This window comes from Hymenobacter sp. PAMC 26628 (assembly GCF_001562275.1).
Classification (GTDB): Bacteria; Bacteroidota; Bacteroidia; order Cytophagales; family Hymenobacteraceae; genus Hymenobacter.
Genome location: NZ_CP014304.1, coordinates 2,132,576 through 2,156,226, shown reverse-complemented (window position 1 = coordinate 2,156,226; position 23,651 = coordinate 2,132,576). Strand labels below are relative to the sequence as shown.

Annotated in this window: 17 protein-coding genes and 1 pseudogene; 7 read left to right on the top strand and 11 right to left on the bottom strand. The window is 64.2% G+C overall.

The window, feature by feature from the left end:
* The first annotated feature begins 18 nt into the window (after positions 1-18).
* Positions 19-858, top strand: coding sequence for a DUF2971 domain-containing protein (locus tag AXW84_RS23185; RefSeq protein WP_082773799.1), 840 nt, complete (start codon positions 19-21; stop codon positions 856-858).
* Between the two features lie 114 nt (positions 859-972).
* On the opposite strand, the gene AXW84_RS09450 is transcribed toward AXW84_RS23185, so the two are convergent.
* Complete coding sequence (locus tag AXW84_RS09450) at positions 973-1,965, bottom strand: amidohydrolase family protein (protein WP_068231915.1); 993 nt, start codon at positions 1,963-1,965, stop codon at positions 973-975.
* A 168-nt stretch (positions 1,966-2,133) separates the two neighbouring features.
* Between AXW84_RS09450 and gpmA the strand changes: the two genes are divergently transcribed.
* Positions 2,134-2,823 carry a 2,3-diphosphoglycerate-dependent phosphoglycerate mutase gene (gpmA, locus tag AXW84_RS09445; RefSeq protein WP_068231908.1) on the top strand — a complete coding sequence of 230 codons (690 nt, stop codon included), beginning with the start codon at positions 2,134-2,136 and terminating at the stop codon, positions 2,821-2,823.
* Between the two features lie 69 nt (positions 2,824-2,892).
* Here the strand turns inward: gpmA and accC are convergent, their stop codons facing one another.
* Entirely contained in the window at positions 2,893-4,404 is a 1,512-nt protein-coding gene (gene accC, locus AXW84_RS09440; RefSeq protein ID WP_068231905.1) for an acetyl-CoA carboxylase biotin carboxylase subunit, read from the bottom strand.
* Positions 4,405-4,622: 218 nt separating this feature from the next.
* Between accC and AXW84_RS09435 the strand changes: the two genes are divergently transcribed.
* Positions 4,623-5,861 (top strand): aminotransferase class I/II-fold pyridoxal phosphate-dependent enzyme, encoded by a 1,239-nt coding sequence (locus AXW84_RS09435; RefSeq protein ID WP_068231901.1) that lies wholly within the window; start codon positions 4,623-4,625, stop codon positions 5,859-5,861.
* Between the two features lie 254 nt (positions 5,862-6,115).
* Positions 6,116-6,289: pseudogene (locus AXW84_RS26415) on the top strand (histone H1); the annotation flags it as partial.
* Between the two features lie 184 nt (positions 6,290-6,473).
* On the opposite strand, the gene tyrS reads toward AXW84_RS26415, so the two are convergent.
* Positions 6,474-7,787: a tyrosine--tRNA ligase gene (gene tyrS / locus AXW84_RS09425; protein ID WP_068231898.1), complete on the bottom strand. Its 1,314-nt coding sequence runs from the start codon at positions 7,785-7,787 to the stop codon at positions 6,474-6,476.
* Positions 7,788-7,948: 161 nt separating this feature from the next.
* Here tyrS and holA point away from each other — a divergent pair, with 161 nt between their 5' ends.
* Complete coding sequence (gene holA, locus AXW84_RS09420) at positions 7,949-9,010, top strand: DNA polymerase III subunit delta (protein ID WP_068231895.1); 1,062 nt, start codon at positions 7,949-7,951, stop codon at positions 9,008-9,010.
* A 101-nt stretch (positions 9,011-9,111) separates the two neighbouring features.
* Here the strand turns inward: holA and AXW84_RS09415 are convergent, their stop codons facing one another.
* From AXW84_RS09415 to AXW84_RS09385, 7 genes are all read right to left on the bottom strand, one after another.
* Positions 9,112-13,260, bottom strand: coding sequence for a T9SS type A sorting domain-containing protein (locus AXW84_RS09415; protein WP_068231892.1), 4,149 nt, complete (start codon positions 13,258-13,260; stop codon positions 9,112-9,114).
* 378 nt (positions 13,261-13,638) lie between these two features.
* Complete coding sequence (locus AXW84_RS09410) at positions 13,639-14,094, bottom strand: XrtX-associated membrane protein (RefSeq protein WP_068231889.1); 456 nt, start codon at positions 14,092-14,094, stop codon at positions 13,639-13,641.
* Positions 14,084-14,650: an exosortase X gene (xrtX, locus tag AXW84_RS09405; protein WP_068231886.1), complete on the bottom strand. Its 567-nt coding sequence runs from the start codon at positions 14,648-14,650 to the stop codon at positions 14,084-14,086. Before xrtX ends, AXW84_RS09410 begins: the two co-directional genes overlap by 11 nt.
* A 104-nt stretch (positions 14,651-14,754) precedes the next feature.
* Positions 14,755-15,015, bottom strand: a complete 261-nt coding sequence (locus AXW84_RS09400; RefSeq protein WP_068231882.1) for a PID-CTERM protein-sorting domain-containing protein — start codon at positions 15,013-15,015, stop codon at positions 14,755-14,757.
* A 79-nt stretch (positions 15,016-15,094) separates the two neighbouring features.
* Positions 15,095-18,796, bottom strand: a complete 3,702-nt coding sequence (locus tag AXW84_RS09395) for a DUF4394 domain-containing protein (protein ID WP_068231880.1) — start codon at positions 18,794-18,796, stop codon at positions 15,095-15,097.
* Positions 18,797-19,024: 228 nt separating this feature from the next.
* Positions 19,025-20,374, bottom strand: coding sequence for an MFS transporter (locus tag AXW84_RS09390; protein ID WP_068231877.1), 1,350 nt, complete (start codon positions 20,372-20,374; stop codon positions 19,025-19,027).
* A 212-nt stretch (positions 20,375-20,586) separates the two neighbouring features.
* Positions 20,587-21,522, bottom strand: coding sequence for a ring-cleaving dioxygenase (locus AXW84_RS09385; RefSeq protein ID WP_068231867.1), 936 nt, complete (start codon positions 21,520-21,522; stop codon positions 20,587-20,589).
* A 242-nt stretch (positions 21,523-21,764) separates the two neighbouring features.
* On the opposite strand from AXW84_RS09385, the gene AXW84_RS09380 reads away from it, so the two are divergent.
* Both AXW84_RS09380 and AXW84_RS09375 read left to right on the top strand, forming a co-directional pair.
* Positions 21,765-22,232 carry a helix-turn-helix domain-containing protein gene (locus AXW84_RS09380; protein WP_068227630.1) on the top strand — a complete coding sequence of 156 codons (468 nt, stop codon included), beginning with the start codon at positions 21,765-21,767 and terminating at the stop codon, positions 22,230-22,232.
* Positions 22,223-22,888 carry an IS630 family transposase gene (locus AXW84_RS09375; RefSeq protein ID WP_082773621.1) on the top strand — a complete coding sequence of 222 codons (666 nt, stop codon included), beginning with the start codon at positions 22,223-22,225 and terminating at the stop codon, positions 22,886-22,888. Before AXW84_RS09380 ends, AXW84_RS09375 begins: the two co-directional genes overlap by 10 nt.
* Before the next feature lie 29 nt (positions 22,889-22,917).
* On the opposite strand, the gene AXW84_RS09370 is transcribed toward AXW84_RS09375, so the two are convergent.
* Positions 22,918-23,535, bottom strand: coding sequence for an alpha/beta hydrolase (locus tag AXW84_RS09370; RefSeq protein ID WP_068231865.1), 618 nt, complete (start codon positions 23,533-23,535; stop codon positions 22,918-22,920).
* Positions 23,536-23,651: the final 116 nt, after the last annotated feature.

Here is a 23,651-nt window from a genome sequence, read left to right as displayed (position 1 = left end):
TTTAACTCAATTTTTACTATGGAAACGACGGTCGAAAAACTTCAAATTGATCTAGAAAAGCTTTACCATTATTCTACGCCAAGCGGGTTCAATGGAATATTACAAAGCAAATCTTTATGGATGACTAATGTTCAGTATCAAAATGATATTGAAGAGTATAAATACGCAACAAAACTAGCTTTTGAGATAATTGGTGAAGATTACCCAGGTATTAATTACACAGGGCTTTTTATAGATCCTGAGATAGTACATATTTATACATTCTCTTTAACAGAACAGGATGATTTATTATCTCAATGGAGAGGATATAGCCCTAATGGTGGTTTTTCTTTTTCCTTTGATAAAGAATTGTTGGGAGGAATTATTGAAAATAATAACTTGGAGCTTGTTCAATGTATTTATGATAAAAATAAACAAAAGGAATATATTCGTTCTGAAGTAATACGTATGCAGCCTGCTCATTTTTTAGAATTGCAAGAAAAATCCGCTCGGGTATCACATGATAATAACACGGTCGAAGGCTATCAATATAATATGTTTATTCGTGGGTTGCGAGCACTGGGAGGAACTTTATCGTATCATGCAGCACGTCTCAAGCATCCAAAGTTTGCGGAAGAGAGAGAATGGAGGTTGATAAAAAAGCTTTCTGCATCCGATGTAGGTAATGTGAAATTGAGAGAAGGGAAAGATATACTTATTCCTTACATAAAAATCCCATTAGTAAATGAAAACGAACAACTTAAGTTCTCATCCATAGTAGTTGGTCCAGGGCCACGACAAGATTTAGCAAGGCAAGCATGCAAATTGCTTCCATGTAGTAATGTAACAGCTTCAGATATTCCTTATAGGAATTGGTAGAACTAAAAATCCCTACACAAAAAACCAGAGTTAAATAACACTCTTTCTTGGGTAGCCAACCCAACAAGGCTAGCCGTTAGGGCCCCCGCCAAATCTGGCGGGGGCCCTAATCATTTATACCAATTTCAAAACCCTGTCCGCGTTCCCGTAGGCCAGCTTTTCTAAGTCGATTGGGGCCATTTGCAGGCCGTCGAGGAAGGCTTTGCCGGGGGCGTTGGGGGCGAAGGGGTAGTCGATGGAAAACAGCACGCGGTCGATGCCGAAGGTGGCCAGGGCGGCTTCGAGCGGCGGGCGGGTGAAGATGCCGCTGGTGGTGAGGTACACTTGGTCGCGCAGGGTTTGGGACACGGTGCGCGGCAATTGAGTGATTTTGGGGGCCAGGATTTGGTCGCAGCGGGCCACCATCACGGGCAGCATTTCGCCCATGTGGCCGATGATGAGCTGCAGGCGGGGGTAGCGTTCCAGGGTGCCCGCAAGCACGAGGCGCAGCACGTGGATGGCCGTTTCGGCGTGCCAGCCGAAACCGGCGATGCTCAGGTTGAAGCCCAGCCCGTGGGGCAAATTGCTGTAGTACGCGTCGCGCACCGGGGCGGGTGGAATGCCGGGGTGCAGGTACAGCGGTACGCCCAGCGCCTCGGCCCGGGCCAGCAGCGGGGCAAACCGCGGGTCGTCGAGGAACAGGCCGTCGGTGGTGCCGTTCAGCAGGGCCCCCGCGAAACCGTGGGTTTCCACGGTGCGGGCCAGCTCGTCGGCGGCGGCTTCGGGGTTGGTGACGGGCAGGTGCGCGAAGCCGGCGAAGCGGTTGGGGTGCGCGGCAATGGCCTGCGCCAGGCGGTCGTTGTACTCGCGCGCGAAGGCGGGGCCCTCGGTAGGTGGTAACAGCTCGGCCCCGGGGCCCGCCACGGACAGCACCTGCACCATAACGCCCACCTCGTCCATCAGCCGGAGGCGTTCGGCCCCAATTTCGGCCAGCTGCGCCCGGTGCTGCTGCTCCGGCGAGTTGGGGGCATCCGACGGCGGCCAGCCAGCCTGCGCCCGCACGGCGGGCCGGATGCGCTCGACCATGTCGGGAAAGGAAAAATGCTCTTCGAGGGCAACGATGCGCATGGCCGGTAGGGGTTGGAAGACGAAAGGATTCGACGGTTCAACGGTTCGGTGGGGCAGTGGGTTGGGGAAACATTAGGGCCCCCGGCGGGCCGTGCTGGGGCCCCGGCTTCATCGAAGCCAACGGTTGGGCCGAGTACCTTTCGGCCTTCACTTTAATTCACGTCCCGCATGGAAAAACTCGTGTTGCTGCGCCACGGCGAAAGCGTCTGGAACCAGGAAAACCGCTTCACCGGCTGGACCGACGTGGACCTGACGGAAGCCGGCCGCCAACAGGCCGTGCACGCCGGCCACCTCCTGAAAGCCAACGGCTACGCCTTTGATCTGGGCTTCACGTCGGTGCTGAAGCGCGCCATCAAAACGCTCGACCTCGCGCTGGAGGAAATGGACCAGCTCTGGATTCCGGTGCAGAAGTCGTGGCGCCTGAACGAGCGGTTCTACGGGGCCCTGCAAGGCCTCAACAAGGCCGAAACCGCTACTCAGTACGGCGCCGACCAGGTGCAGCAGTGGCGCCGCGACCCCCACGCGCACCCGCCGGCCATCACCCCCGACGACCCGCGCTTCCCCGGCCACGACCTGCGCTACCAGCACCTCACCGACCGCGAGCTGCCCCTCACCGAGAACCTGACCGAGACCATGGCCCGCGTCATGCCGTTCTGGACCGAGAAAATAATGGGGGCCCTGCGCCGCAACCAGAAGGTGATTGTGTGCGCCCACGGCAACAGCCTGCGCGCCCTGGTGCAGTACATCGACCACCTTTCGGACGAGGAGGTAACGAACCTGGACATCCCCACCGGCGTGCCGCTCGTGTACGAGCTAGATGATAATTTAGACAGGATAAGACATTATTATTTGGAGTAAAGGGCAAAGCAAACGCCCCGGGCTGAATCAGCCCGGGGCGTTTGCTTTGGTGAGAGCCGCGGGCCGCGCTTACCGCACGCCCAGCCGGTTGCGCCGCCAGCCCGAGGCGGCTGGGGCCCCCGCGGCATCGGCGGCGGCCGGGGCCTGGGGCTGCTTTGTTTCGAGCAGCAGGGCCACCAGGGCGGCGGCTACCTGGGCGGTGGCCTCGTCGGGGGCGGGCGGCGTGAGGGCCCCGGCGGGGAAATGGTCGCGGATGAAGTTGGTGTCGAAGTGGCCGCTCACGAAGGCCGGGTGGCGCAGCACGTAGGCCCCAAAGGCCAGCGTGGTTTCGATGCCCGTAATCTGGTACTCCTCAATAGCGCGCAGCATGCGGGCAATGGCCTCGGCGCGGTCGGCCCCAAAGGTGACCAGCTTGGCAATCATCGGGTCGTAGTAAATCGGGATTTCCATGCCCTGTTCAAAGCCGTCGTCGACGCGCACGCCGGGGCCCTGGGGGCGCACGTAGGTGGTGAGGGTGCCGATGTCGGGCAGGAAGTTATTCTGCGGGTCTTCGGCGTACACGCGCAGCTCCAGGGCGTGGCCCTGGATGGTCAGGTCCTCCTGGCGGAAGGGCAGGGGCTGGCCCTCGGCGATGCGGATTTGCTCCTTCACCAGGTCCAGGCCCGTGATTTGCTCCGTCACGGGGTGCTCCACCTGGAGGCGGGTGTTCATCTCCAGGAAGTAAAACTTGTGGTTTTCGTCGAGTAGAAACTCCACCGTGCCGGCCCCCGTGTAGTTGCAGGCGCGGGCCACGTCCACGGCCGCGCGGCCCATTTGGGCGCGCAATTCGGGCGTGAGCACGGAGGAAGGCGCCTCCTCAATCACCTTCTGGTGGCGGCGCTGGATGCTGCACTCGCGCTCGAACAGGTGCACGATGTGGCCGTGCTCGTCGCCAAGCACCTGGATTTCGATGTGGCGCGGCGAACCGATGTATTTCTCAATGAACACCGCCCCGTCGCCGAACGCCGAGGTGGCCTCCGACACGGCCAACTGCATTTGTTCCACAAATTCGGCCGCGTGCGTCACGATGCGCATGCCCTTGCCGCCGCCGCCGGCCGAGGCCTTGATGAGGATGGGGAAGCCCACCTGCTCGGCAATGGCCTGGGCGGCGGGCACGTCGGTGATGGCCTCCTCGGTGCCCGGCACCAGCGGAATATCAAAGTCGGCCACGGCGGCCTTGGCGGCCAGCTTGCTGCCCATCAGCTCCATGGCCTCGGGCGAGGGCCCCACGAAGATGAGGCCCGCCGCGCGCACGGCACGGGCAAAGCCGGCGTTTTCCGAGAGGAAGCCGTAGCCGGGGTGGATGGCGTCGACGCCCAGCGCTAGGCAGATTTCAATAATTTTATCGCCGCGCAGGTAGCTGTCCTTGGAGGGTGGGGGGCCCACGCACACGGCCTCGTCGGCGTAGCGCACGTGCAGGGCCTGGCGGTCGGCTTCCGAGTAGATGGCGACCGTTTGGAGGCCCATTTCCTTGGCCGAGCGCAACACGCGCAGGGCAATTTCGCCGCGGTTGGCGACGAGCAGTTTGGTAATTTTTTTCATGCAGCGGGTGGGAGAACGGGCAGATTGGGCGCAAAGAAAGCGGCAAACCGCGCGGCCTCCGCAAACCTCGCTGGGCCGGGCGGGTTGTTAAGCCTAAATTATGTACATCCCGGGCCCGGGGGTATCTTTGTCATTGGCCTTATTATAAGACAACGTTTCAAGTTGGCCCGCTGGGTCTTCCCGTCCTTTACTCTCCATTTTACCACTCCGTTTCTTCCGTGGATATTTTTGACCGCATCGCCGCCAACCGGGGCCCGCTGGGCTCGCACTCGCATTACGCCCACGGGTACTTCACGTTTCCCAAGCTAGAGGGCGAAATTCAGCCCCGGATGCAGTTTCGCGGCAAGCAAGTGCTTACCTGGAGCCTGAACAACTACCTGGGCCTGGCCAACCACCCCGAAGTGCGGCAGGCCGACATCGACGGCGCCACCGCCTTCGGCATGGCCTACCCGATGGGGGCCCGCATCATGAGTGGCAACTCCAACCTGCACGAGCAGCTCGAAAACGAGCTGGCCGACTTCGTGCAGAAACCCGCCGCCCTGTTGCTCAACTTCGGCTACCAGGGCGTGGTGAGTATCATCGACGCGCTGGTGAGCCGCCACGACGCCATCGTGTACGACGCCGAGTCGCATGCCTGCATCATCGACGGCGTGCGCCTGCACCAGGGCAAGCGGTTCGTGTTTAACCACAACGATATGGCCAGCCTCGAGAAGCAGCTTGAGCGCGCCAAGCGCCTGACCGACGAAACCGGCGGCGGCATTCTGGTGATTACCGAGGGCATGTTCGGCATGTCGGGCAACTTGGGCAAGCTGCCCGAAATCGTGGCCCTGAAGGCCAAGTTCGACTTCCGCATCTTCGTCGACGACGCCCACGGCTTCGGCACGTTGGGGCCCACCGGGGCCGGCACGGCCGAGCATTTGGCCTGCGCCGAGGGCGTGGACGTAATCTTTTACACCTTCGCCAAGAGCATGGCCAGCATCGGCGCGTTCGTGTCGGGGCCCGAAACCGTTATTGAATATTTGCGATACAACATGCGCAGCCAGATTTTCGCCAAATCGCTGCCCATGCCCCTCGTAATAGGGGCCCTGAAGCGCCTGGAGCTGATTCGCGCCCACCCCGAGTACCGCGAAAACCTCTGGACCGTCGTGCGGGCCCTGCAAAGCGGCTTGCGCGAAAAAGGCTTCAACATCGGCACCACCGAATCGCCGGTGACGCCGGTGTTCCTGAACGGCGAAATCCCTGACGCAACGGCCCTTACCTTCGATTTGCGCGAGAATCACGGCATTTTTTGCTCCATTGTGGTGTACCCCGTGGTGCCCAAAGGCGTCATCATGCTGCGCCTTATCCCCACCGCCGTGCACACGCTGGCCGACGTAGAGGAAACCATCCGTGCCTTCGAAACCGTAGCCGCCAAGCTCGACAAGGGCCTGTATAGCAAAACTGCTCAGCCGGCTTAGTCAGCCGCTGCCCTGCGTTGCGCGCCGGCTACCTGAGGGGTGGCCGGCGCCTTTGTTTTAGCACTATGCCAAGATAAGCGGGCACGTGAGAATTCGCAGCATTGGCAGTTTTTCAACTAAAAACTGCTTTCCTGCGTACTGTGGGGACATTACAAAAATAAGGAAAAGTTGCTTGCATTTGAAATCCCTGTATATTAGGGCCGTCTAAATGCTTCAACCTTTTTCTTTTCCCCATCCCAACCCCCCAAACCTCCATGAACAACTTTGCTAAACTGAAAGACCTGGTACTCTCGCTGGAAGGCGATTTCGACAAGTTTTACGACAAGCACAACGCTGCCGCTGGCACCCGCGTCCGCAAGGGCATGCAGGAGTTGAAGACGATGGCCCAGGAGTTCCGCACCGAGGTGCAGAACATGAAGAACACCACCGAAGCCCCGGCCGCGGCACCCAAAGCCGCCACTAAAAAGGCTGCTCCGGCCGCCGCCAAGAAGGCTGCACCCGCTGCTGCCAAGAAAGCCGCGCCGGCCAAGAAGAAGTAAGTAAAGGGCCCCCGGGCCACAAAAAAGGCCCCGCCATCCGGCGGGGCCTTTTTTGTGCGGCCGAAAACGGGTATTACGTCAGCTCGACGAGGTAGTAGTTTTTCTTGCCGCGCTGCACCACCAAGTACTTGCCGTGCAGTAAGGGCAGCTCGGCCACCGAAGCGTCGGGCGAAGTGGCTTTCTGGCCGTTTAGGCTCAGGCCGTTGGCCTGGATGAGCTTGCGTACCTCACCGCGCGACGGGAAGATTTGCTGGCCGGTGGCTTCGCTCAGCAGCACGGCTACGTTTAGGGCCCCAGCTTCGGCGCGGGGCACGCGCAGGTGGGGCACGCCGGCAAACACGTCGCGCAGGGTAGCTTCGTCGAGGGCCCCCAGGTCGCCGCCGCCGAAGAGTACCTGCGAGGCGGCCAGCGCCGCTTCGTAGGCGGACTCGGAGTGCACGCGGATGGTGACGTCCTGGGCCAGGGCTTTTTGCAGCGTTTTGGCGCCGGGGTTTTGGGCGTGCTGGGCCTCCAGGGCCTCAATTTCGGCCTGGCCCAGCAGCGTGAACACGCGGATGAGGCGGGGCGCGTCGGCGTCGTCGGCCCGCAGGAAAAACTGGTAGAACTGGTAGGGCGAGGTCAGGGCCGGGTCGAGGAACACGGCCCCGCTTTCGGACTTGCCGTACTTGGTGCCGTCGGCCTTGGTGATGAGCTGGCCGGTGAGGGCGTAGGCCTTGGCCTCGGGGCCCCCGAGGCGGCGGATGAGCTCGGTACCGGTGGTGATGTTGCCCCACTGGTCGCTGCCGCCCATTTGCAGCGTGCAGTTCAGCGACTGGTACAAGTGAAAGAAATCGTAGCCCTGCAGCAGCTGGTAGCTGAACTCGGTGTAGCTGATGCCCTCGCTGCCCCCAGCAGTGGCACCGTCCTCGGGGCCCCCGATGCGGCGCTTCACCGAATCCTTGGCCATCATGTAGTTCACGGTGAGGTGCTTGCCCACGTCACGCAGAAAATCCAGGAAGCTGAACGCCTTGAACCAGTCGTAGTTGTTGACCACCAGGGCCCCGGTGGGCGAGTCGTTGAAGTCCAGGAACTTCTCCAGCTGGGCCCGGATGCCGGCCTGGTTGGCGCGCAGCGTGGCCTCGTCGAGCAGGTTGCGCTCGGCCGACTTGCCGCTGGGGTCGCCGATCATGCCGGTGGCGCCGCCCACCAGGGCCACGGGGCGGTGGCCGGCGCGCTGCAAGTGCATGAGCAGCATGATGCTGGCCAGGTTACCGATGTGCAGCGAAGCGGCCGTGGGGTCGAAGCCGATGTAGCCCGACACGGGCGCGGCGCCGGCCAGGTGCTCGGCGGTGCCGGGCATGGCGTCGTGCAGCATGCCGCGCCAGGTCAGTTCTTCAATTAGGTCCAATGGGTGAATGGGTGAATGGGTGAATGGGTGAATGGGTGAATGGAAACTTGGTACACCCGCAAAACGTGGCTCTAAAGGTACTAGGCGGCTTTACCTTTGCCAGCAGGGAATGAGCGGGCCGCCTGTTCATTCACCCATTCACTCCTTCGCCCGTTCACTCCTTGGTACAAGACGCCGACGCCATTTTCAAGCAGCTGCGGCAGCGGCAGTTCCAGCCCGTGTACTTTTTGCAGGGCGAGGAGCCGTACTACATCGACGTGGTGGCCGACCTGATCGAGAAAATGGCCCTGCCTGAAGCCGACCGCAGCTTCAACCAGGCCGTGATTTACGGCAAGGACGTGGACGTGGCCGGCGTGCTGGGCCAGGCCAAGCGCTTCCCCATGATGGCCGAGCGCACGGTCGTCATCGTGAAGGAAGCCCAAACCATCGCCGATTTGGAGCAGGAGCGGAGCTGGCCCTTCCTGGAAGCCTACCTCAAAAACCCGCTCGCCAGCACCGTGCTCGTGCTCTGCTACAAGCACAAAACCCTCGACAGCCGCAAGAAGCTTGGCAAGCTGCTGGCCAGCAAAGACGCCCCCGGCGCGGTGCTGATGACGAGCAAGAAGCTATATGACAGCCAGGTGCCGGCTTGGCTCACGGCCCACGTGCGGGGCCTGGGCCAGCAGATTACCGGGCAAGCCACGGCGCTGCTGGCCGAGTACATCGGGGCCGACCTGAGCCGGCTGGCCAACGAAATTGACAAGCTGGTGCTTAACCTCAAGCCCGGCCAGGCCATCGATGAGGAGCTGGTGCAGCGGCTGGTGGGCATCAGCAAGGAATACAACATTTTTGAGCTGCAAAAGGCCCTCGTACAGTGCGACGTGTTGAAGGCCAACCGCATCCTGGGCTACTTCGCCGCCAACCCCAAAGCCAACCCGCTCATTCCTAACCTCACGCTGCTCTTCGGTTTCTTCAGCAAGCTGCTGGTTCTGCACCAAGCGGGCCCCAACCCCCCGGATGGTGTGTTTAAAAGCCTGGGCATCGTCAACAGCTTCGCCCAGAAGGAGTACCAGCACGCCCTGAAAGCCTACCCCGCGGCGCGGGTGGTCGATATCATCCACCTCATCCGCCGGGCCGACGCCCAGAGCAAGGGCATCGAAAGCGGCAGCATGGACGAGGGCGAAATCCTGCGCGAGCTGGTATGGCTGATTTTGCACGCCGTGCCGGCCGGCGTGGTAAGTTAACGCGGGGCCCCCACGCCGGCCAGCAAAGCTTTGGATATACAAAAAGTGCCCCTGGATTATTTCCAGGGGCACTTTTGGGTTTTGCTGCGAACCGGTGGCCGTTACTCGTGCGTTAGCAGCAGCGACTGGCTGGCGCCGCTGCCGCCGTGCACGCGCACCAGGTAGGTTCCTACGGCCAGGGCGCGCAAATCCAGCGGGTGCTGGGCCCCTCCCGGCAGAGAATACGTGGCCACGACGCGCCCGGTTAGGTCAAGTACTTGCACTTGGTAGGAGCCGGCGGGCAGGTTGCTCAGGTCGAGGGTGGCCGTGGGGCCGGCTGGGTTGGGGTACAGGCCCGCGGTGCCGCCGGTCCCAAACGCCACGGTGCGCACCGGCGAGTAGCTGGTTTCCCCGTTGAAATCGACCTGGCGCAGGCGGTAGTAGAGGCGCTGGCCGGCCAACGCGTGGCGGGCAGCCCCCGCGTCCGAGAAGGTATAGTCGAAGGCCCGGCTGCTGTTGCCCTGGCCGCGCACGGTACCCACGGCTTCAAACGCGGTGCCGTTGGCGCTGCGCTCCACCACGAACCGGTCGTTGTTGTGTTCGCTGGCGGTGGTCCAGCGCAGCTGGGCGTCGAGGCGCACGGCCACGGCCGTGAAGCGGGACAGCGACACCGGTAGCGGCGTTTGAATGGTCACGTCCTCGGCTGTGCTGGAGTTGCTGCCGTAGTTGCTGCCGCCGGCCGTGCCCAGGCCTGCGTCGCTGGTGCCGGAGTAGTTCTGGCCGGGCTGGGCGGTGGCGTTGGTCGCGGAAGTGCGCAGCGGGTTGTCGTAGCTGGCCACGGCCGACGCCTGATATGCCACACCGTTCTGCGCCGACGCGTCGATGGTGGCCCGGAAAGTGATGGCAAGCGAAGCCCCGGCCGGGAGGACAAAGCCTGTGAACATGGGCTGGCTGACGCCATTGGCGGGCAGGCCGTAGCCGGTGGGCGTGGTGGTGCTGCCGTCGGGCAGGGTAAGCGTCGCGACGGGCGTATACGTGCCGTCGTACTTGAACAAGTTAGGGGCCATGCTGCCCAGGGCACTGACGCCGGTGGCCGTGCCGCCCGTGTTGGCGATGGTGAGCGTGTAGAGGGCCGGGTCTACCGGGCCCGTGCTGCCCTCGGCGCGCGTGACGCCGGGCGTGGAGGTGCTCAGCGCCACCGTGAGGGCTGGCAGGCAGGCCGCCGTGCCCGAGCCGCTGGCCGGGGCGTCGGTGGCAATATTCCCGGCAGTGCCAGCGGTAGCTCCGAAGGCCAGGGCCCCCGTAGTGGTGGTGCCGTTTGCCCCGCCGGCCGCCGACGAAGCCGCCGCCACTGCGCCGTTGGCGAATACGATGCCGCCGCCGCCGCCGCCGCCGGGCCCGTACGCCGCGCCAGGCTGAGCGCCGTTCGTATTGGCATTGCCGCCCTGGCCGCCGTGGGTCGTCACGGTGAGGTTTCCGAGGGTGCTGGTGTTAGCGGCCAGGACCAGTACCGCGCCGCCAGCCCCACCGCCGCCGCCGCCGTCGTTGGCGGCAGGACTGGCGTTGAGGCCGTTGGCTAGCACTTGGCCGGTGCCGGCCACGGCCCCCGTGCGCAGTAGCACAATGCCGCCGCCCGCCGCGCCACTGCTGGCCAGGCTACCGTCGTTGGCCGAACCTGCGCCGCCGCCACCGCCGAGGGCCAACCGGCCCGCAGAAGCGCCAAACGCAGCCCCGCCGATGCCCTGGGCGTTGTCGGTTATGTTGCCGGTGTAGCTGTAGCCGTAGCCCCCGAAACCGCCCTGGCCGCCGTTGGCGCCGCCGCCGCCGCCGGTGTTGCGCGAGTTGTCGGTTGGCGACTCGTCGGTGCCGCCGCCGCCGGCGTTGCCGGGGCCCCCACGGCCGTTGCTGCCGTTGCGGTAGCCTTCCTGGCCGGTATCAACCAGGGCCCCGCTGGGGCCGTCGTAGAGGTAGGCGGGCGTGCCGCCCGTGCCTTCGCCTTTGGCCCCGCCCGTGCCCGTGGTGGTGGCGCTGCTCAGCTGCCGAAAATCGGTGCTGCTGTAGGCCGTCGCACCCGCGCCCACGCCAGTGTACTGCTTGCCGCCGCCGCCGCGGAAGCCCCGGCCGGTCATGGTGAGGCGGGCGCCGGTGCCAAACGTAGTCGAACCGGCCACATCCAGGGCCAGCACGCCGCCGGCCGTGCCGTTCCAGGGGGCCCCGGCCACTGAGTCGGCCACGGCCAGGGCCGAGTACTGGGGCACGCGCACCACCTGGAAGCGCCGCTGCCCAGTGGGGTTGGCGGCGTCGTTGTAGTCGAGGTTATCGTAGGTGTTGGCCAGCACCCGGTCCAGCACGAGGGTGCCGCCGCCAGTGGCCACGGCATTGGTGGCCACGGCGTATTCGTAAAGGCCGGCCGTGAACTGGTCTTGGGTGCCGCTCAGGTTGCCGTTGCCGTTGCCGTTGCTGCTGCCGTAAGCGGCGGAGTTGTCGGTATTGAGACGCGCGCCTTGCATCTGCATCACCAGTACCAGGTCGCCGGCCGCGATGGGGGCGGTGCTTGCGCCCACGCCCGTCAGGGCTGGGCTCAGTTCGATGCTGGCTGCGTTGCCGCTCGTCGTCACGCGCTGGCCCGCGAAGTAGGTGTTGGGGGCGGAGGCGGCTCCCAGGCTGCCCACGCCGTCTTTGCCTGGCGTGGCGCACACGCTGGCCACATTGGCCAGCCCGCTGATGAGGGTCGTGATGGAAGCGACATTGTTGGGGCCCACCGGGTCGGGCTCGGTGGCCGTGTTAGCGGTAGTGCCCGTCACCGAGCCGCTCGCGGGGGCGGTAAAGCGGACCGTGTTCGTGGCCGGGGTGCCGCCCGCGGCCAGGTTGCTGGTGGCAAAGGTGACGAGGCCGGAGCCGATGTCGTACGCGCCGCCGTTGCCTACGACTACGCCGCTTAGGCCGGCTGGCAATTGCAGCGTCGGCACCACGTTGGTGGCCGGCAGCGGGCCCAGGTTAGATGTGGTGACAGTATACTGCACCTGCGCGCCGGGGAAGGCAGCCGTGGGGCCGCTGACGCTGTTGGCCACGTCGGCCCCCCGCACAACGACGGTGATGTTGGCCGGCGATGCCGTTTGGTCCAGCATATCGCCGGCCGTGTACGGTACCGTCACCACCCCCGCGAACGTGCCGCTGGGCGTAAACGTGACGGTGCCCTCCGGCGTCACCGAAAACGTGCCCTGGGCCAGTGCCAGCGAGCTTTGCACGCCCGGTGTGTTGAGGTCCAAATCGACGGTGCCCGACTTGTAAGTTGCGTAAGAAAATATGTCGTTGTTGAGCACGTTGATCGAAACGGGCTGGTTGTACGCGGTACCGGCCACGTCATCGCTCAAAAAAGGTAGCTGCTGAACGGCCAGCTTTCGGATTTCGTGCACGTTGGTATTGCCTCCCGTCGAGCCCGAAAAGCCCACCCGCAAATTGGCAGGGGGGGCGGGTACCACGAAGTTGCGCACGGCCGTTGCCAGGGCTCCCCCGTGCTGGATGCGGACCGTGATGCGGTAGGTGCCGTTGGTGGGCACCACGTCGATGTACACCCGGCGGTAGTCAAGCGAGCCCGCCAGAGCCCGGATTGTGGGCACGTCGAGGCTGAAAGGCAGCGTGGGGCTGCCGGCCAGGTAGGGGTAGTCGCTGGTACTACGGCCGTTGCCGGCCCCGCGGATGGCCACCGCGTCGGGCGTTAGGTCGGGGGTGTTGATACCGCCTACCCGGCCTTCGGTGGCGTTGGAGTAGTTGCCGAATTCATCGATGCCGATGCCGATGTAGCCGAACGGCACCCCGTTGCTGACGGGGGCGGTGGTTTTTTGGGCGTAGCCCAGCGAGCCGCCCGAAGCCCCCGGTGTAAATGACGCCGCCGATGTCTGGTCGGCGTCCACCAGAAAGACCGAAAACCCATCGGCTCCATCGCCACCGTAGGCAAAAAATTCGAACGAGATGCTAAAGCCTTGTGGGGCCGGGAACGAAGTCTGGTCAATCGCAAAGCCCGATTGATTGATAATTGCCGAAGTCAGGCGCAGGTAGCCTGCGCCGTTGGGGTCGCTGCCCGTGGCCGCCGTCAGCGTGGCGCTGCCGCCCAGCACGAAGCCCCCCGCCGTACTGTTTTGAAACGATTCTGCGCGCGGAAACTGGGCTTGGGCCTGGTAGGGCTGGCCCCACAGCAGGCCCAGGAGCAGGCAGCCTACAGGCCCAGTAACAGTTGGCAGCAGCCTTCTGGTGGTAAGGATTTTGGTCATATAGAAGGGGAAAGTATATTTAGAAAATTGCACTAAATCAACATATAATTTACTGAAATCATTAATTTGATCTAATTAATTGCAATATAACTGGTTTATTGAAAATTTGCCGTCGCGCATTCATTCCCTTAGATTAAATAATTAGTCACCCGGACGAGCGGCCTGGAATAGGCCGGCTCAATTTTCTGTTTTCGTGGGGCAATGAACCCGTCGGCCCCGCTGGGCTCATTGCCCCATGAAAATAAAAAAAACGCCGTCCGCACCGGACGGCGTTTGAGGGCCTGAAACCTGGTTTTACCACTGCAGCTGGCATTGGGCATGAGCCGCTTTTAGCCAATGCCCGTTCCCGACTGCTACGGCCAGGCTGATGAGCGCGACTTACGGCGCGGGGTGGGCAGGAGCTTTTGGCCCCGCCAGCAGCGCCAGCGGATAGGCAAACATGACTGGCAACGGCGACGAGAGCACGTCGAGCACCCGGTGGCCGGTAAGCGAGGCAATGGGTAGGCCTGCCCGCTGCCCCAGCCACAGCAGGCCCGCGCCGGCCACGTAGCCCACCGCATAGGCTACCACAGCGGCCACGGTGTAGCGGCCGTGCAGCAGCAGGTGCAGCAGGGCCACGTTCAGCATGGCGTAGAGCAGGCGGTAGCTAATGGCCACGGGCAGGCCGTGGGTAGTGATGCCGGGCACGGCCGCCGGGGCCCCACCGGGGTGCCAGAGGTGGCCCAAGGCGGCAAAAACCTCTGCTTCAAACAGGCCCAGGCCCAGCAGCAACGCCACTAGTGCGGCCACCAATAGGCGGCGGGGCCACAGCGAGCGGGCGGCACTAGCGGGCACCGTGCAGCACGGGCGCGGCCACAAAAGGGTCGGCGCCGCCGCGCCGCGCCCACAGCACCCACAGGGCCCCGATGGCCCCGTACACCACGAAGGTGAAGGTGTAGTGGTGGTTGAAATCGACGGAGTGGTACCAATAGGCATGGTTGAGGGCCAGCAGCGCTACCCGCCCCACGTTGAGGGCGTAGATGGCCAGGATGCCCGCCGGCACGAACCACAATTTGTGCCGCCAGGGCCCCGGAAACGCCACCACGAAGCCCGCAAACAACGCGTACATCAGCAGCCCGTTGCACGGGTCGCCAACGGATACGACCGGCTGGCCATTGAGCACTACCAGGATGGGGTTGGCCGGGGCGGTACCGGCGGCGAAGCCCATCCCCCGCAGCAGGGCCCCAGCGGTGGCCGCCAGGTTGGCCGAAAGCGCTTGGTCGAAACGGCCGTCGGGGCCCACTAAACCGTCGTAGCCTAGCGTCCACAAGGCGTAAAGGGCGGCAAATACCAGCAAAAAGCGCAGCGCAGGCCGGGCTGGCTGCGCACGGGAGGGTAGCGGAAGCTTCATAAGCGCGCAAGCATAAAAGGAAACAATGGCCGAAAGCACCAAGGCCCGGCGGGGCCTCACCACTCGTGGTGGGGCCCCGCCGGGCCCGTTTCAACGCGGTGCAGCTACTTGCGGCGGCGGCGCAGCATCCGCACGCCATAGGCCACGCCGCTGGCCAGCAGCAGCGAGGCGCCCCCGTCGAGGGGCACGGCCGTAGGCGGGGGAACGGGCGGGGGAACGGGCGGGGTAACGGGCGGGTCCATTGGGTCAGTAGGCGTGGGGCCGGTGGAACCCTGGGCCTGGGCTTGCATGGAAGCGCCGGCGGTCAGCGCCAGCACGGCGCCAACAGCGAAGGTGCGGAACGAAACGGTGAATAAGTTTTTCACAATCAGAAATAAAGCGAGTGGGGAAAAGGGTGGCTACGCGCCCGGGCCCCTGGAGGCCCGGGCGCGTGGCCAGCGGCAATTATTCGACGATGAGGCGCTTGCTCACCGTGCCTTCGGCCGTGAGCAGGCGCAGCGTGTACACGCCGCGGGCCACGCTGGGCAGCGCCAGTTGCGACGTGGCGCCAGCAGGCAGCGTGGCGCGAAGCACCGTCTGGCCCAAAGCATTTACCAAGGTGGCGTCGATGTTTTGACGGGACAAGGAAGCGGGCAGGCCCACCGACACCGTGCCACGGGCCGGGTTCGGGAAAACGTTCACTTGCTTGCTGAGGGCCGCGGGGGCCGTGGCCAGCACGGCCTGCGTGGTGAGCAGCAGGCTGAAGCGGCCGGTGGCCGAAGCGCCGGCCACCACCGCAAATGGGTAGCTGGGCTGCTGGGCCAGGTCGGTCACGCTGCCCGTGAGGGCGTCGCGCAGGAATGCCTTGGTGCCGGCGGGCAGGCGCAGCAGCTCGGCGGCGGCGAGGGAGTAGCTGCCGGCTTCGGCCTGCACCGACAGCGGCACCAGCACGTCGGCGGTGCCGAGGGCGGGGCGGGCGTCGATGGACAGCGGCTCGGCGCCGGCGGTGGCCAGGGCCATCGTGGCCCCGGCGGGGTTCAGCTTGTAGGCGTCGAGGGCGGCGTCGAAGCCGGCGGTGGCGGCGGCGTCAAAGTACACCACGGCCTCATCGGCGCGGCCGGCGGCGTTGCGCAGCGCCAGGCGCACGAGCGGGGCCGTGGTGGCGTTGCCGCGCTGGAAGGCGGGGCTGGCGTAGGTAGTCAGGCGGCCGCTGTTTTTGAAGGTGAGGGCCCCGGGCGTGCCGGCGGCGGCCACCCGCACGAAGAAGCCCTGGCCGGTGGCAATCTGGTCGGTGCCGCCGTTTACCCCCACGCCGTTCACGTAGCTGGCGTAGCCGCCGGCGTACTGGCCGGTCGATTTCACCACGTACACGGCGTTGTTCAGGCCCGCGGCGCCGTCGTTATAGGTCGTGGTCCAGCTAATGGGCGAGGGGTAGGGGTTACCCAGCAACTGCCAGCCCGACTCGGTTTGGCCGCCGCAGGTGAGGCCAGTGCGGGCCACGTCGCCGTTGTTGAGCGTGCCCACGAAGTCCACCGTTTCCGAGGCGGGAATGTTTACTACGTAGCCTTGGCCGGGCGTGAGGGCATCGGACAGGGCCCCGGGCGAGAAGAAGCCCTTGTCAAAATCCTGCGGCGTGGGGTTGCCGCTGGTGTTAATGCGGGTTTCATCGAAGCCGAACACCGTGGGGAAAGCCCGCACCTGGCTGGGAATAGGGGCTGAGTTGTACGCTGGGTTCACCACGGGCGTGAAGCCGCCGGTGGCCAGGTCGGCCACCGTGGAGCCCGTCACTGGTGCGGCGTAGTGGCGGTAGCCCGCGCCGCTGTTGATGCTACCATCAATGTAGCGCTGCACCGTGACGGGGCCCGTGACGGCGCCAGCGGCGTTCACCACGTGGGCCGAGTTGGCGGCGTTGGAGAGCAGCGTGAGCGACTGGCCGGTGGTGGTCAAGTCGCCGTTGAGCAGCAATACGCGCTGCACAGCGGCGGGGCCCGCCAGGCTGACGGGGGCCGTGCCCACGGTCAGGTTCTGGAAGGCCGAGGTGCCGGTGCCGCCGATGACCTGGGCGGCCGTGCCAGCCAGGGCAATGGTGCCGGAGCCCGTACCCGCCAGGGTGCCGCCGTTGTTGGTGAAGTTGCCGCCCACGGTCAGGGTCGAGCCGTCGTTGGACGTCAGCGAAGCGCCGCTGGCCAGCACCACGTAGCGGGCCGCTTGGCTGCCGCTCACGGCGGGCTGGTTGGGCGTGCCGCTGGGGATGGTCACGTCGTCCACGCTGGTGGGCACGCGGTTGGGCGTCCAGTTGGCGGCCGTGCCCCAGTCGGTGCTGGCCGAGCCGTTCCAGGTGAGGGCCGTGCCGACGGCGATGAAGGCCGTGAGGCCGCTCACGTTGCTGCCCAGGCCGATGCGGCCCGCCGAGGCCGTGGTGCCGGCGGTCAGGTCCACGGTGTAGAGGTTGTCGTAATTGGGGGACCCGGCCACGCCGCCGGGTGCCACGGCCAGGAAGGCCGCGTTGGTGGTGGTGCCGCGGGTGTTGAAGATGTCAAAATCGGCGCCGTCGGCGCTGGTGGGGCCCCCGGCGCCGCCCACGGCCACGAGGGTGCCGTTGTTGGGCGGGCTCTGGAGGTAGAGCTGGCCAGCCACGGCGTCGTAGTCGTAGAGGGCCGTGCTGTTGGCGGCGCTGCTGCTGTTGGTGTAGGCGGCGGCGCTTATCACGGTTCCGGCCGTTAAGTTGCCGTCCTGGAGGACGAGGGCCCCGTCGTTGGGGTTGAGGCGGTAGTTATTGCCGTTGGTGGCCACCACGCGGATGCGGTCCACGGTGGGGTTAAAGTCAAAGCCCACGCGGTCGGTGGCCGCGCCCAGGGCCAGTGGAATAGCTGCGCCCGCGGCCGTGAGGGCCCCCGTGGTTAGGTTCACGGCGTACACCGTGCCGGTGCCGGCCGCCGCGTTGTAGCCCAGCGCGTAGAGCTGGCCCGTGGCGGGGCGGAAGTCCACGCCCACCACGGCCTCACCGGCGGTGAGGCCGCCGCCGAAGTTCACGGCCGAGCGGATGGTGCCGGGGGCCCCCGAATCGAACGAAATCAAGTTGCCGCCGGCCACCGCGTACAACAACTGCCCCACCAGGGCGGGCTGGGTAGGCGCTGCAATGGCCACCGCAATGTCGCGAACGTCGAACGGCGTAAAGCTACTGGCCGGCGCGGTGTTGCCAAGCTTAATAGCTGCGCCGGTGGCTAGGTCCAGGGAGTAAAAATTGCTGCTCGATAAGCCGCTACCATTGGGGCTCGTTACCTCGGTTAGGTAGGCTTGGTTTGTGTTCGCATTGGCATTGTAGTACACGTCCACGCCCACCGCCGCCGGGTCGCCGAAAGGGTTGGTGCCGAGCTTTACCATCTGCCCGGTAGTTAGAGTGCCGTTGTTGGGCGGGGTTTGCAGCGAGAGTAAGCCGTTGTTGGCCACGCTGTTATCGGATAAGCCTGTGCCGTTGCCCGGCGCGTCGAGGGCGTAGAGGGCCGTGCTGGTGCTGCCGATGTACGAGTTGGTGTAGGCCACGGCCCCCACAATTGGGGTGGCGCTCAAAGCGGCGTAGTTCAGGTTGCCATCCTGCAAGACGATGGCCCCGTTGTTGGGGTCGAGGCGGTAGTTGGCTCCAGTGGTGCCGCCTTCTACCCGGATGCGGTCCACGGTGGGGTTGAAGTCGAAACCGATGCGCGTGACCCGGGTGCCCAGGTTCAGCGAGCTGGCCGTACCTACCGCCGTGGCCACCCCCGACAGAGGGTCGAGGGTGTAGAGCTGGGCGTTGCCAGTGGTTTGGCTGGCGTCGTAGCCCAGAGCGTACAGCACGCCGGTATTGGGGCGGTAGTCCATGCCCACCAAGACTTGGCCCACATTTACGCCGGTAATCAGCGTCGCTACCCGCTGCGGACTGCCGTATTGCATGGGCCCCCCGGTGGCCGGATCAATGCTGATGATGCCCTGCGCGCCCGCCGGGGCCCCCGCTTGAAACAGGGGGTTGCCCGACGCCACGTCATGGCTCAGCGTGCCCAGGCCGTAGATGGTGGGAGTTTGGGCGAGGGCGGGAGTGGCGGCCAGCAGGCCTAGTCCGAGGCCAAGGGTTGCCAGCCAGGGCCGACCCGAAAAACTGTGCGCCGGTGAAAACGGTACAAATGCTTTCATGAAAAAAAGTTTGGGTGGGGAAATTAACAACTGCCGCTACGGACAAAATCCTCTTTGATAAATCCTGGATGCAACTGTATCAAGGATTTCATTGAGCTAAAGGCGTACAACTGTACGAGGTGCAGCAATATACGGATCTGCTGTTAGGCAGCTATCCCTATCTTTTTCCCATTAAATTTTCATTAAAATAGATAATCCCACCCGGCACTGCGCAGGCTAGCTGGGGCCCTAATTTCTCCCCGCTTTGTACAACTTAGCGCCGTATAAAAATACTACCGCGTAGCAGATAATGGGCAGGTAGTAGGCATGGGCCACGCTGGTGTTGGCCACCGGGCCCATCACGAAGCGCGGAAAGAGCGCTGCTCCTACCACGCCCATCACGATAAACGACGAAGCTAATTGCTTGTGCCGGCCCAAATCCTTGAGTCCCAGGCTATAAATAATCGGGAACATGACGCTGAAGAAGAAGTTGAGCCCGATGAGGGCCCCAAACGATACCCAGCCCCAATGCTGCGCCACGATGAGGCACATGCCGATGTTGGCCGCCGCCGCGAAGGCCAGCAGGCGGTTGGGGGCAATGTACTGCATGAGGTAGGTGCCCAAGAAGCGCCCCAGCATCATGCCCACCAGGCTGAGGGAGAAGAAGTAGGCCGCTACGTCGTTGGCCAGGTGCGGCAGGCCGGGCACCAGGCCCACGGTGCGGCTCAGGAGCGTGCCCACCTGCCAAAAGCCATGAATTTCCGGCCCGGGCTTCAGGGCCATGTAGTCGGTGCCGTAGTTGATGAAAAACGCCCAGGTGCCGCCCTGCGCCGCCGTGTTGAAGAGCTGCGCTACGCAGGCCCACACGAAGTGCTTGTGCTGAAACAGGCTTTTGTCGGCCACCAGGTCGGTAGGCGTTTCGTTGGGGGCCCCCGGGCGCGTTTCGGGCGTGTGCTCGGCGTTGAGCGGGGGCACTTTTACGAAGGCAAACAACAGCCCGATGCTGCCCACCACCGCCCCGATGATGGTGTAGAGCACCTTTACCGAGGACAAGTCGCCGGCCGCGTGGGTGCCGCGCAGCACAAAGTAGCCGCCAATGAGGGGCCCCGATACTGCCCCGATGCCGTTGATGGCGTGCGAGAACGTGATGCGCCGGTCGGAGCTGGCCGGGTCGCCCAGGCCGTCCAGAAACGGGTGCGCTACGGCTTCGAGCGTGCCCAGGCCGCAGGCCAGCACAAACAGGGCCATGAGCAGCAGCGTGAACGAGGCCGCGTTGGCGGCCGGCACCATCAGGAAGGCCCCGGCGGCGTACAGGCCCAGGCCCAGGATGACGCCTTTCTGGTAGCCAAAGCGCTTCATGAACCAGCCCGCGGGCAGGCCCATCACGAAGTAGGCCCCAAATGTGGCGGCCTGCACGTAGGCCGAGTTGGCCTTGCTCACGTGCAGCACCTGCTGGAAGTGCTTGTTGAGAATATCGGCCATTGTGACGCCCAGGCCCCAGAGCATGAACAGCGACACGACGAAAATGAGCGTGACGATGTAGCGCCGCTCGGTGAACGGCGGCGGCGCCAGGGTAGGAGTAGCAGTAGGAAGCGCCATAGAAGCGGGAAAGGAAGCAAAAAATGGAATGAGGCCCCGGTGAAGCCCTGGGCCGGCGGAACAAGCCGCAACGTCCCAAATGGTTTTGGGGCCGCCCCGCGCCGGGGCCCCGCCCCCGGCCGGCCCCGCGCAACCGGCAGCAAAAAGCCCCGGCCCACTTAAGGGCCGAGGCTTCGGGAAGCAACGCTGGGCGGGGCCCCTGGGGCCCCCGGCTAGCCGATGGGCGCGAGCCGCTTTTCCAGCTGCGGGCGCAGGTGCTCGTGCTTGGTGGGCAGCATGAGGTGCGTGCCGAGCTCGGCCAGTGGCTCGTCCACGGTGAAGCCGGGGTTTTCGGTGGCAATTTCGAAGAGCACGCCGCCCGGCTCGCGGAAGTACACCGAGTGGAAGTAGTCGCGGTCAATCTGCGGGGTGGGCTGCAAGCCGCGGTCCAGCAGCTTCTTGCGGATGTAGAGCTCGGCCTCGTCGTCCTTCACCCGGAAGGCGATGTGGTGCACCGAGCCGCCGGCCGTGGCGCTGCGTGCCTCGCCGGGGGCCTCCACCAGGTCGATGAACGCAGCGCCCGGCACCGTGTCGGTCACGTAGCGGCTGCGGTTGACGTGCTTTTCCAGCAGCGTGTAGCCAAACACGTCGGTCAGGATTTCGGCCGTGGCCGCGGCGCTGGCCAGCGTAAGCGTGACGGTGTGGAAGCCGCGGGTGGCCACGTCGGCGCCCACTTCGGGCGTGGTCCAGGGCGTGCGCGCGTCGGGCGTTTTCGACGCAATCAGCTCGAATTTCAGGCCGTCGGGGTCGAGGAAGGTGAGGTATTTCTCGCCGAATTTTTCGCTCGGCTTGTTGTAGGTGATGCCGTTGGCCTCAAAGCGTTTCATCCAGAAATCGAAGCTGCCGGCCGGCACCGAGTAGCCAATTTCGGTGGCCTGGCCGGTGCCGCGCCGCCCGGGCGTGACGTGGTCCCAGGGAAAGAACGTGAGGATGGTGCCCGCCGAGCCGGTTTCGTCGCCGAAGTAGAAGTGGTAAGTGCCAGGGTCGTCGAAGTTGACGGTTTTCTTCAAGAAGCGCAGGCCCATTACCCGCGTGTAAAAGTCGTAGTTGCGCTGCGCGTTGCCAGCAATAGCTGTGACGTGGTGCAGGCCCAAAATGCGCGGTTCCATGAGGAGGGAATGTTGAAAGTGGAAGGTTGTTGGATAGGGAAACCCAGGCTGTTCGGGAAGTTTATTGAACGTCATGCAGAGCGCAGCGAAGCATCTTTTCTGCTGACTAAAGCAATTGATTACTGCTGCGGGAGAGATGCTTCGACAAGCGGACGCCAGATGAGCATGACGGCCTTTCTTAGTTTCGGTAATAACTCTAGTAGGATAAATCTAGTATCTTGTCGGGTAAAATGACCTGACAAATGGCGAAGTATTATGTCTTAGCGCTGAGGGCCGAAGAACAGGCCTCGCTAACGGAACTCGTGCAGCAGCGGCGCGTGGCCAGCGCCCGGCTTGTGCGGGCTCAGTGCCTGTTGGCCGTAGCTACAAACGGCTTGAACTGGAGCGACACCCAGACTAGCCAAGCCTACGGCGTGAGTACGCGCACCCTGGAGCGCCTGCGCCAACGCGCCTGCGAGGCGGGCGTGGAGGCCGCCCTGCTGGGGCAGCCCCGCCAGCAGTGGCCGGCCAGTAAGTACACCGGGGAGGTGGAGGCGCACCTGGCCGCGGCGGCCTGCTCCACCCCGCCCGAAGGGTACGCCCACTGGACATTGCGCTTGTTGGCCGCTCACCTGGTCACGCTGCAGGTGCTGCCCGAGGCCAGCCCGGCGATGGTGGGGCGGGTACTAAAAAAAATGCGTTACAGCCCTGGAAGCGACAGATGTGGGTGATTCCACCCGCTCAGAACGCGGCCTTCGTCTGCGCCATGGAACGGGTGCTTGACGTCTACCAACGCCCGTACGACCCAGCCCAGCCAGTCGTGTGCCTGGATGAGTCGCCCAAGCAATTACTACGCGAAAGCCGCGTGCCACTCCCGCTGCCCGATGGCAGCACCCGCTACGACTGCGAGTACCACCGCCAGGGCGTGGCCCAGGTGTATATGCTGCACGAGCCGCTGGCCGGTCGCCGCCGGGTGCAGGTCGAAGACCGCCATGACCGACTCACGTTTGCCCGGGCGGTAGCCCGCCTGCTGGAGGAGGACTACGCCCAAGCGACGCGCGTGACGCTGGTGCTCGACAATTTGTCGGCGCACCAGCCCGCCGCTTTTTACGAGATTTTTGACCCGGTACGGGCGCACGCCCTGTTGCAGCGCGTGGAATTTGTGTTCACCCCCAAGCATGGCTCGTGGCTCAACATGGCTGAAATCGAGTTTGCCGCCCTGCTCACCCACGGCCTGCCGCAGCGCGTGCCCGACCGGCCGACGCTGGAAGCGCACTGCTACGCTTGGCAACTAGCGCGCAACCAACTGGGGGCACCCACCAACTGGCAGTTTACAACCGAGAAGGCCCGCATCAAACTCAAACGGTTGTACCCGACAACCGGCTAGATTTGACCTACTAGTGGCCAAGCCAGCTACTACTTGAAAACAAGCTCGTTGGCCAGGTCGATTTCGGCTTGCGAAATGGTGTGGCCCAGGTTGGGGTAAATCTTCTCCGTGACCTGGGCCCCCAGGCGGCCGAGCAGCACCGTGGAGGCGCGCACCCGCTCGACGGGCACGTGGAAGTCGGGGTCGCTGGTGCCGATGAAAATGGGCGTGCCCGCGAAGTCGCCAGCGTAGTTTTCTGCCCGCACCCGGTCGCCTATCAAGCCCCCCGTGAAAGCAACCACGCCGCCGTAGCGCGCCGCGTGCCGGGCCACGTACTCGAGGGTGAGGCAGGCGCCCTGCGAAAAGCCCAGGAAGTAGAGGTTGGCCGGCGCAATGCCCGCGCCCGCGGCGGCGGCCACGGCGCGGCCCACAGCAGCCAGCGCATCCGACAGGCCGGGCTCGTTTTGGGCGGGCGGGGCCAGGAAGGAGTGGGGATACCAGGTGCCCTGGGTGGCCTGGGGGGCCAGCAGCGCAAAGCCCGGCACGTGCAAGTGAGAGGCCAGCGTGAGGATGTCGGCGGCGCTGGCGCCCCGGCCGTGCAGCATAATAAGGGCCTTGGCCGCCGTGGCCAGGGGCGCGCCGGCGGTACGAAACGGTTCTTGGTGCATAAAACGGGATGTTTTGAGCGGGGGCAATCCGGGCGCGGCGCCAGGGCCCCCGATAGTAATTGCCGCGGCAAAGTACGCGTCGGCTCCGACGCGGCGCCAGGGCCAGAGCCAGCAAT

Coding starts and splice junctions, on each gene's coding strand:
- AXW84_RS23185 (WP_082773799.1), top strand. CDS start 19: ATGGAAACGACGGTCGAAAAACTTCAAATTGATCTAGAAAAGCTTTAC.
- AXW84_RS09450 (WP_068231915.1), bottom strand. CDS start 1,965: ATGCGCATCGTTGCCCTCGAAGAGCATTTTTCCTTTCCCGACATGGTC.
- gpmA (WP_068231908.1), top strand. CDS start 2,134: ATGGAAAAACTCGTGTTGCTGCGCCACGGCGAAAGCGTCTGGAACCAG.
- accC (WP_068231905.1), bottom strand. CDS start 4,404: ATGAAAAAAATTACCAAACTGCTCGTCGCCAACCGCGGCGAAATTGCC.
- AXW84_RS09415 (WP_068231892.1), bottom strand. CDS start 13,260: ATGACCAAAATCCTTACCACCAGAAGGCTGCTGCCAACTGTTACTGGG.
- xrtX (WP_068231886.1), bottom strand. CDS start 14,650: ATGAAGCTTCCGCTACCCTCCCGTGCGCAGCCAGCCCGGCCTGCGCTG.
- AXW84_RS09395 (WP_068231880.1), bottom strand. CDS start 18,796: ATGAAAGCATTTGTACCGTTTTCACCGGCGCACAGTTTTTCGGGTCGG.
- AXW84_RS09390 (WP_068231877.1), bottom strand. CDS start 20,374: ATGGCGCTTCCTACTGCTACTCCTACCCTGGCGCCGCCGCCGTTCACC.
- AXW84_RS09385 (WP_068231867.1), bottom strand. CDS start 21,522: ATGGAACCGCGCATTTTGGGCCTGCACCACGTCACAGCTATTGCTGGC.
- AXW84_RS09380 (WP_068227630.1), top strand. CDS start 21,765: ATGGCGAAGTATTATGTCTTAGCGCTGAGGGCCGAAGAACAGGCCTCG.
- AXW84_RS09375 (WP_082773621.1), top strand. CDS start 22,223: ATGTGGGTGATTCCACCCGCTCAGAACGCGGCCTTCGTCTGCGCCATG.
- AXW84_RS09370 (WP_068231865.1), bottom strand. CDS start 23,535: ATGCACCAAGAACCGTTTCGTACCGCCGGCGCGCCCCTGGCCACGGCG.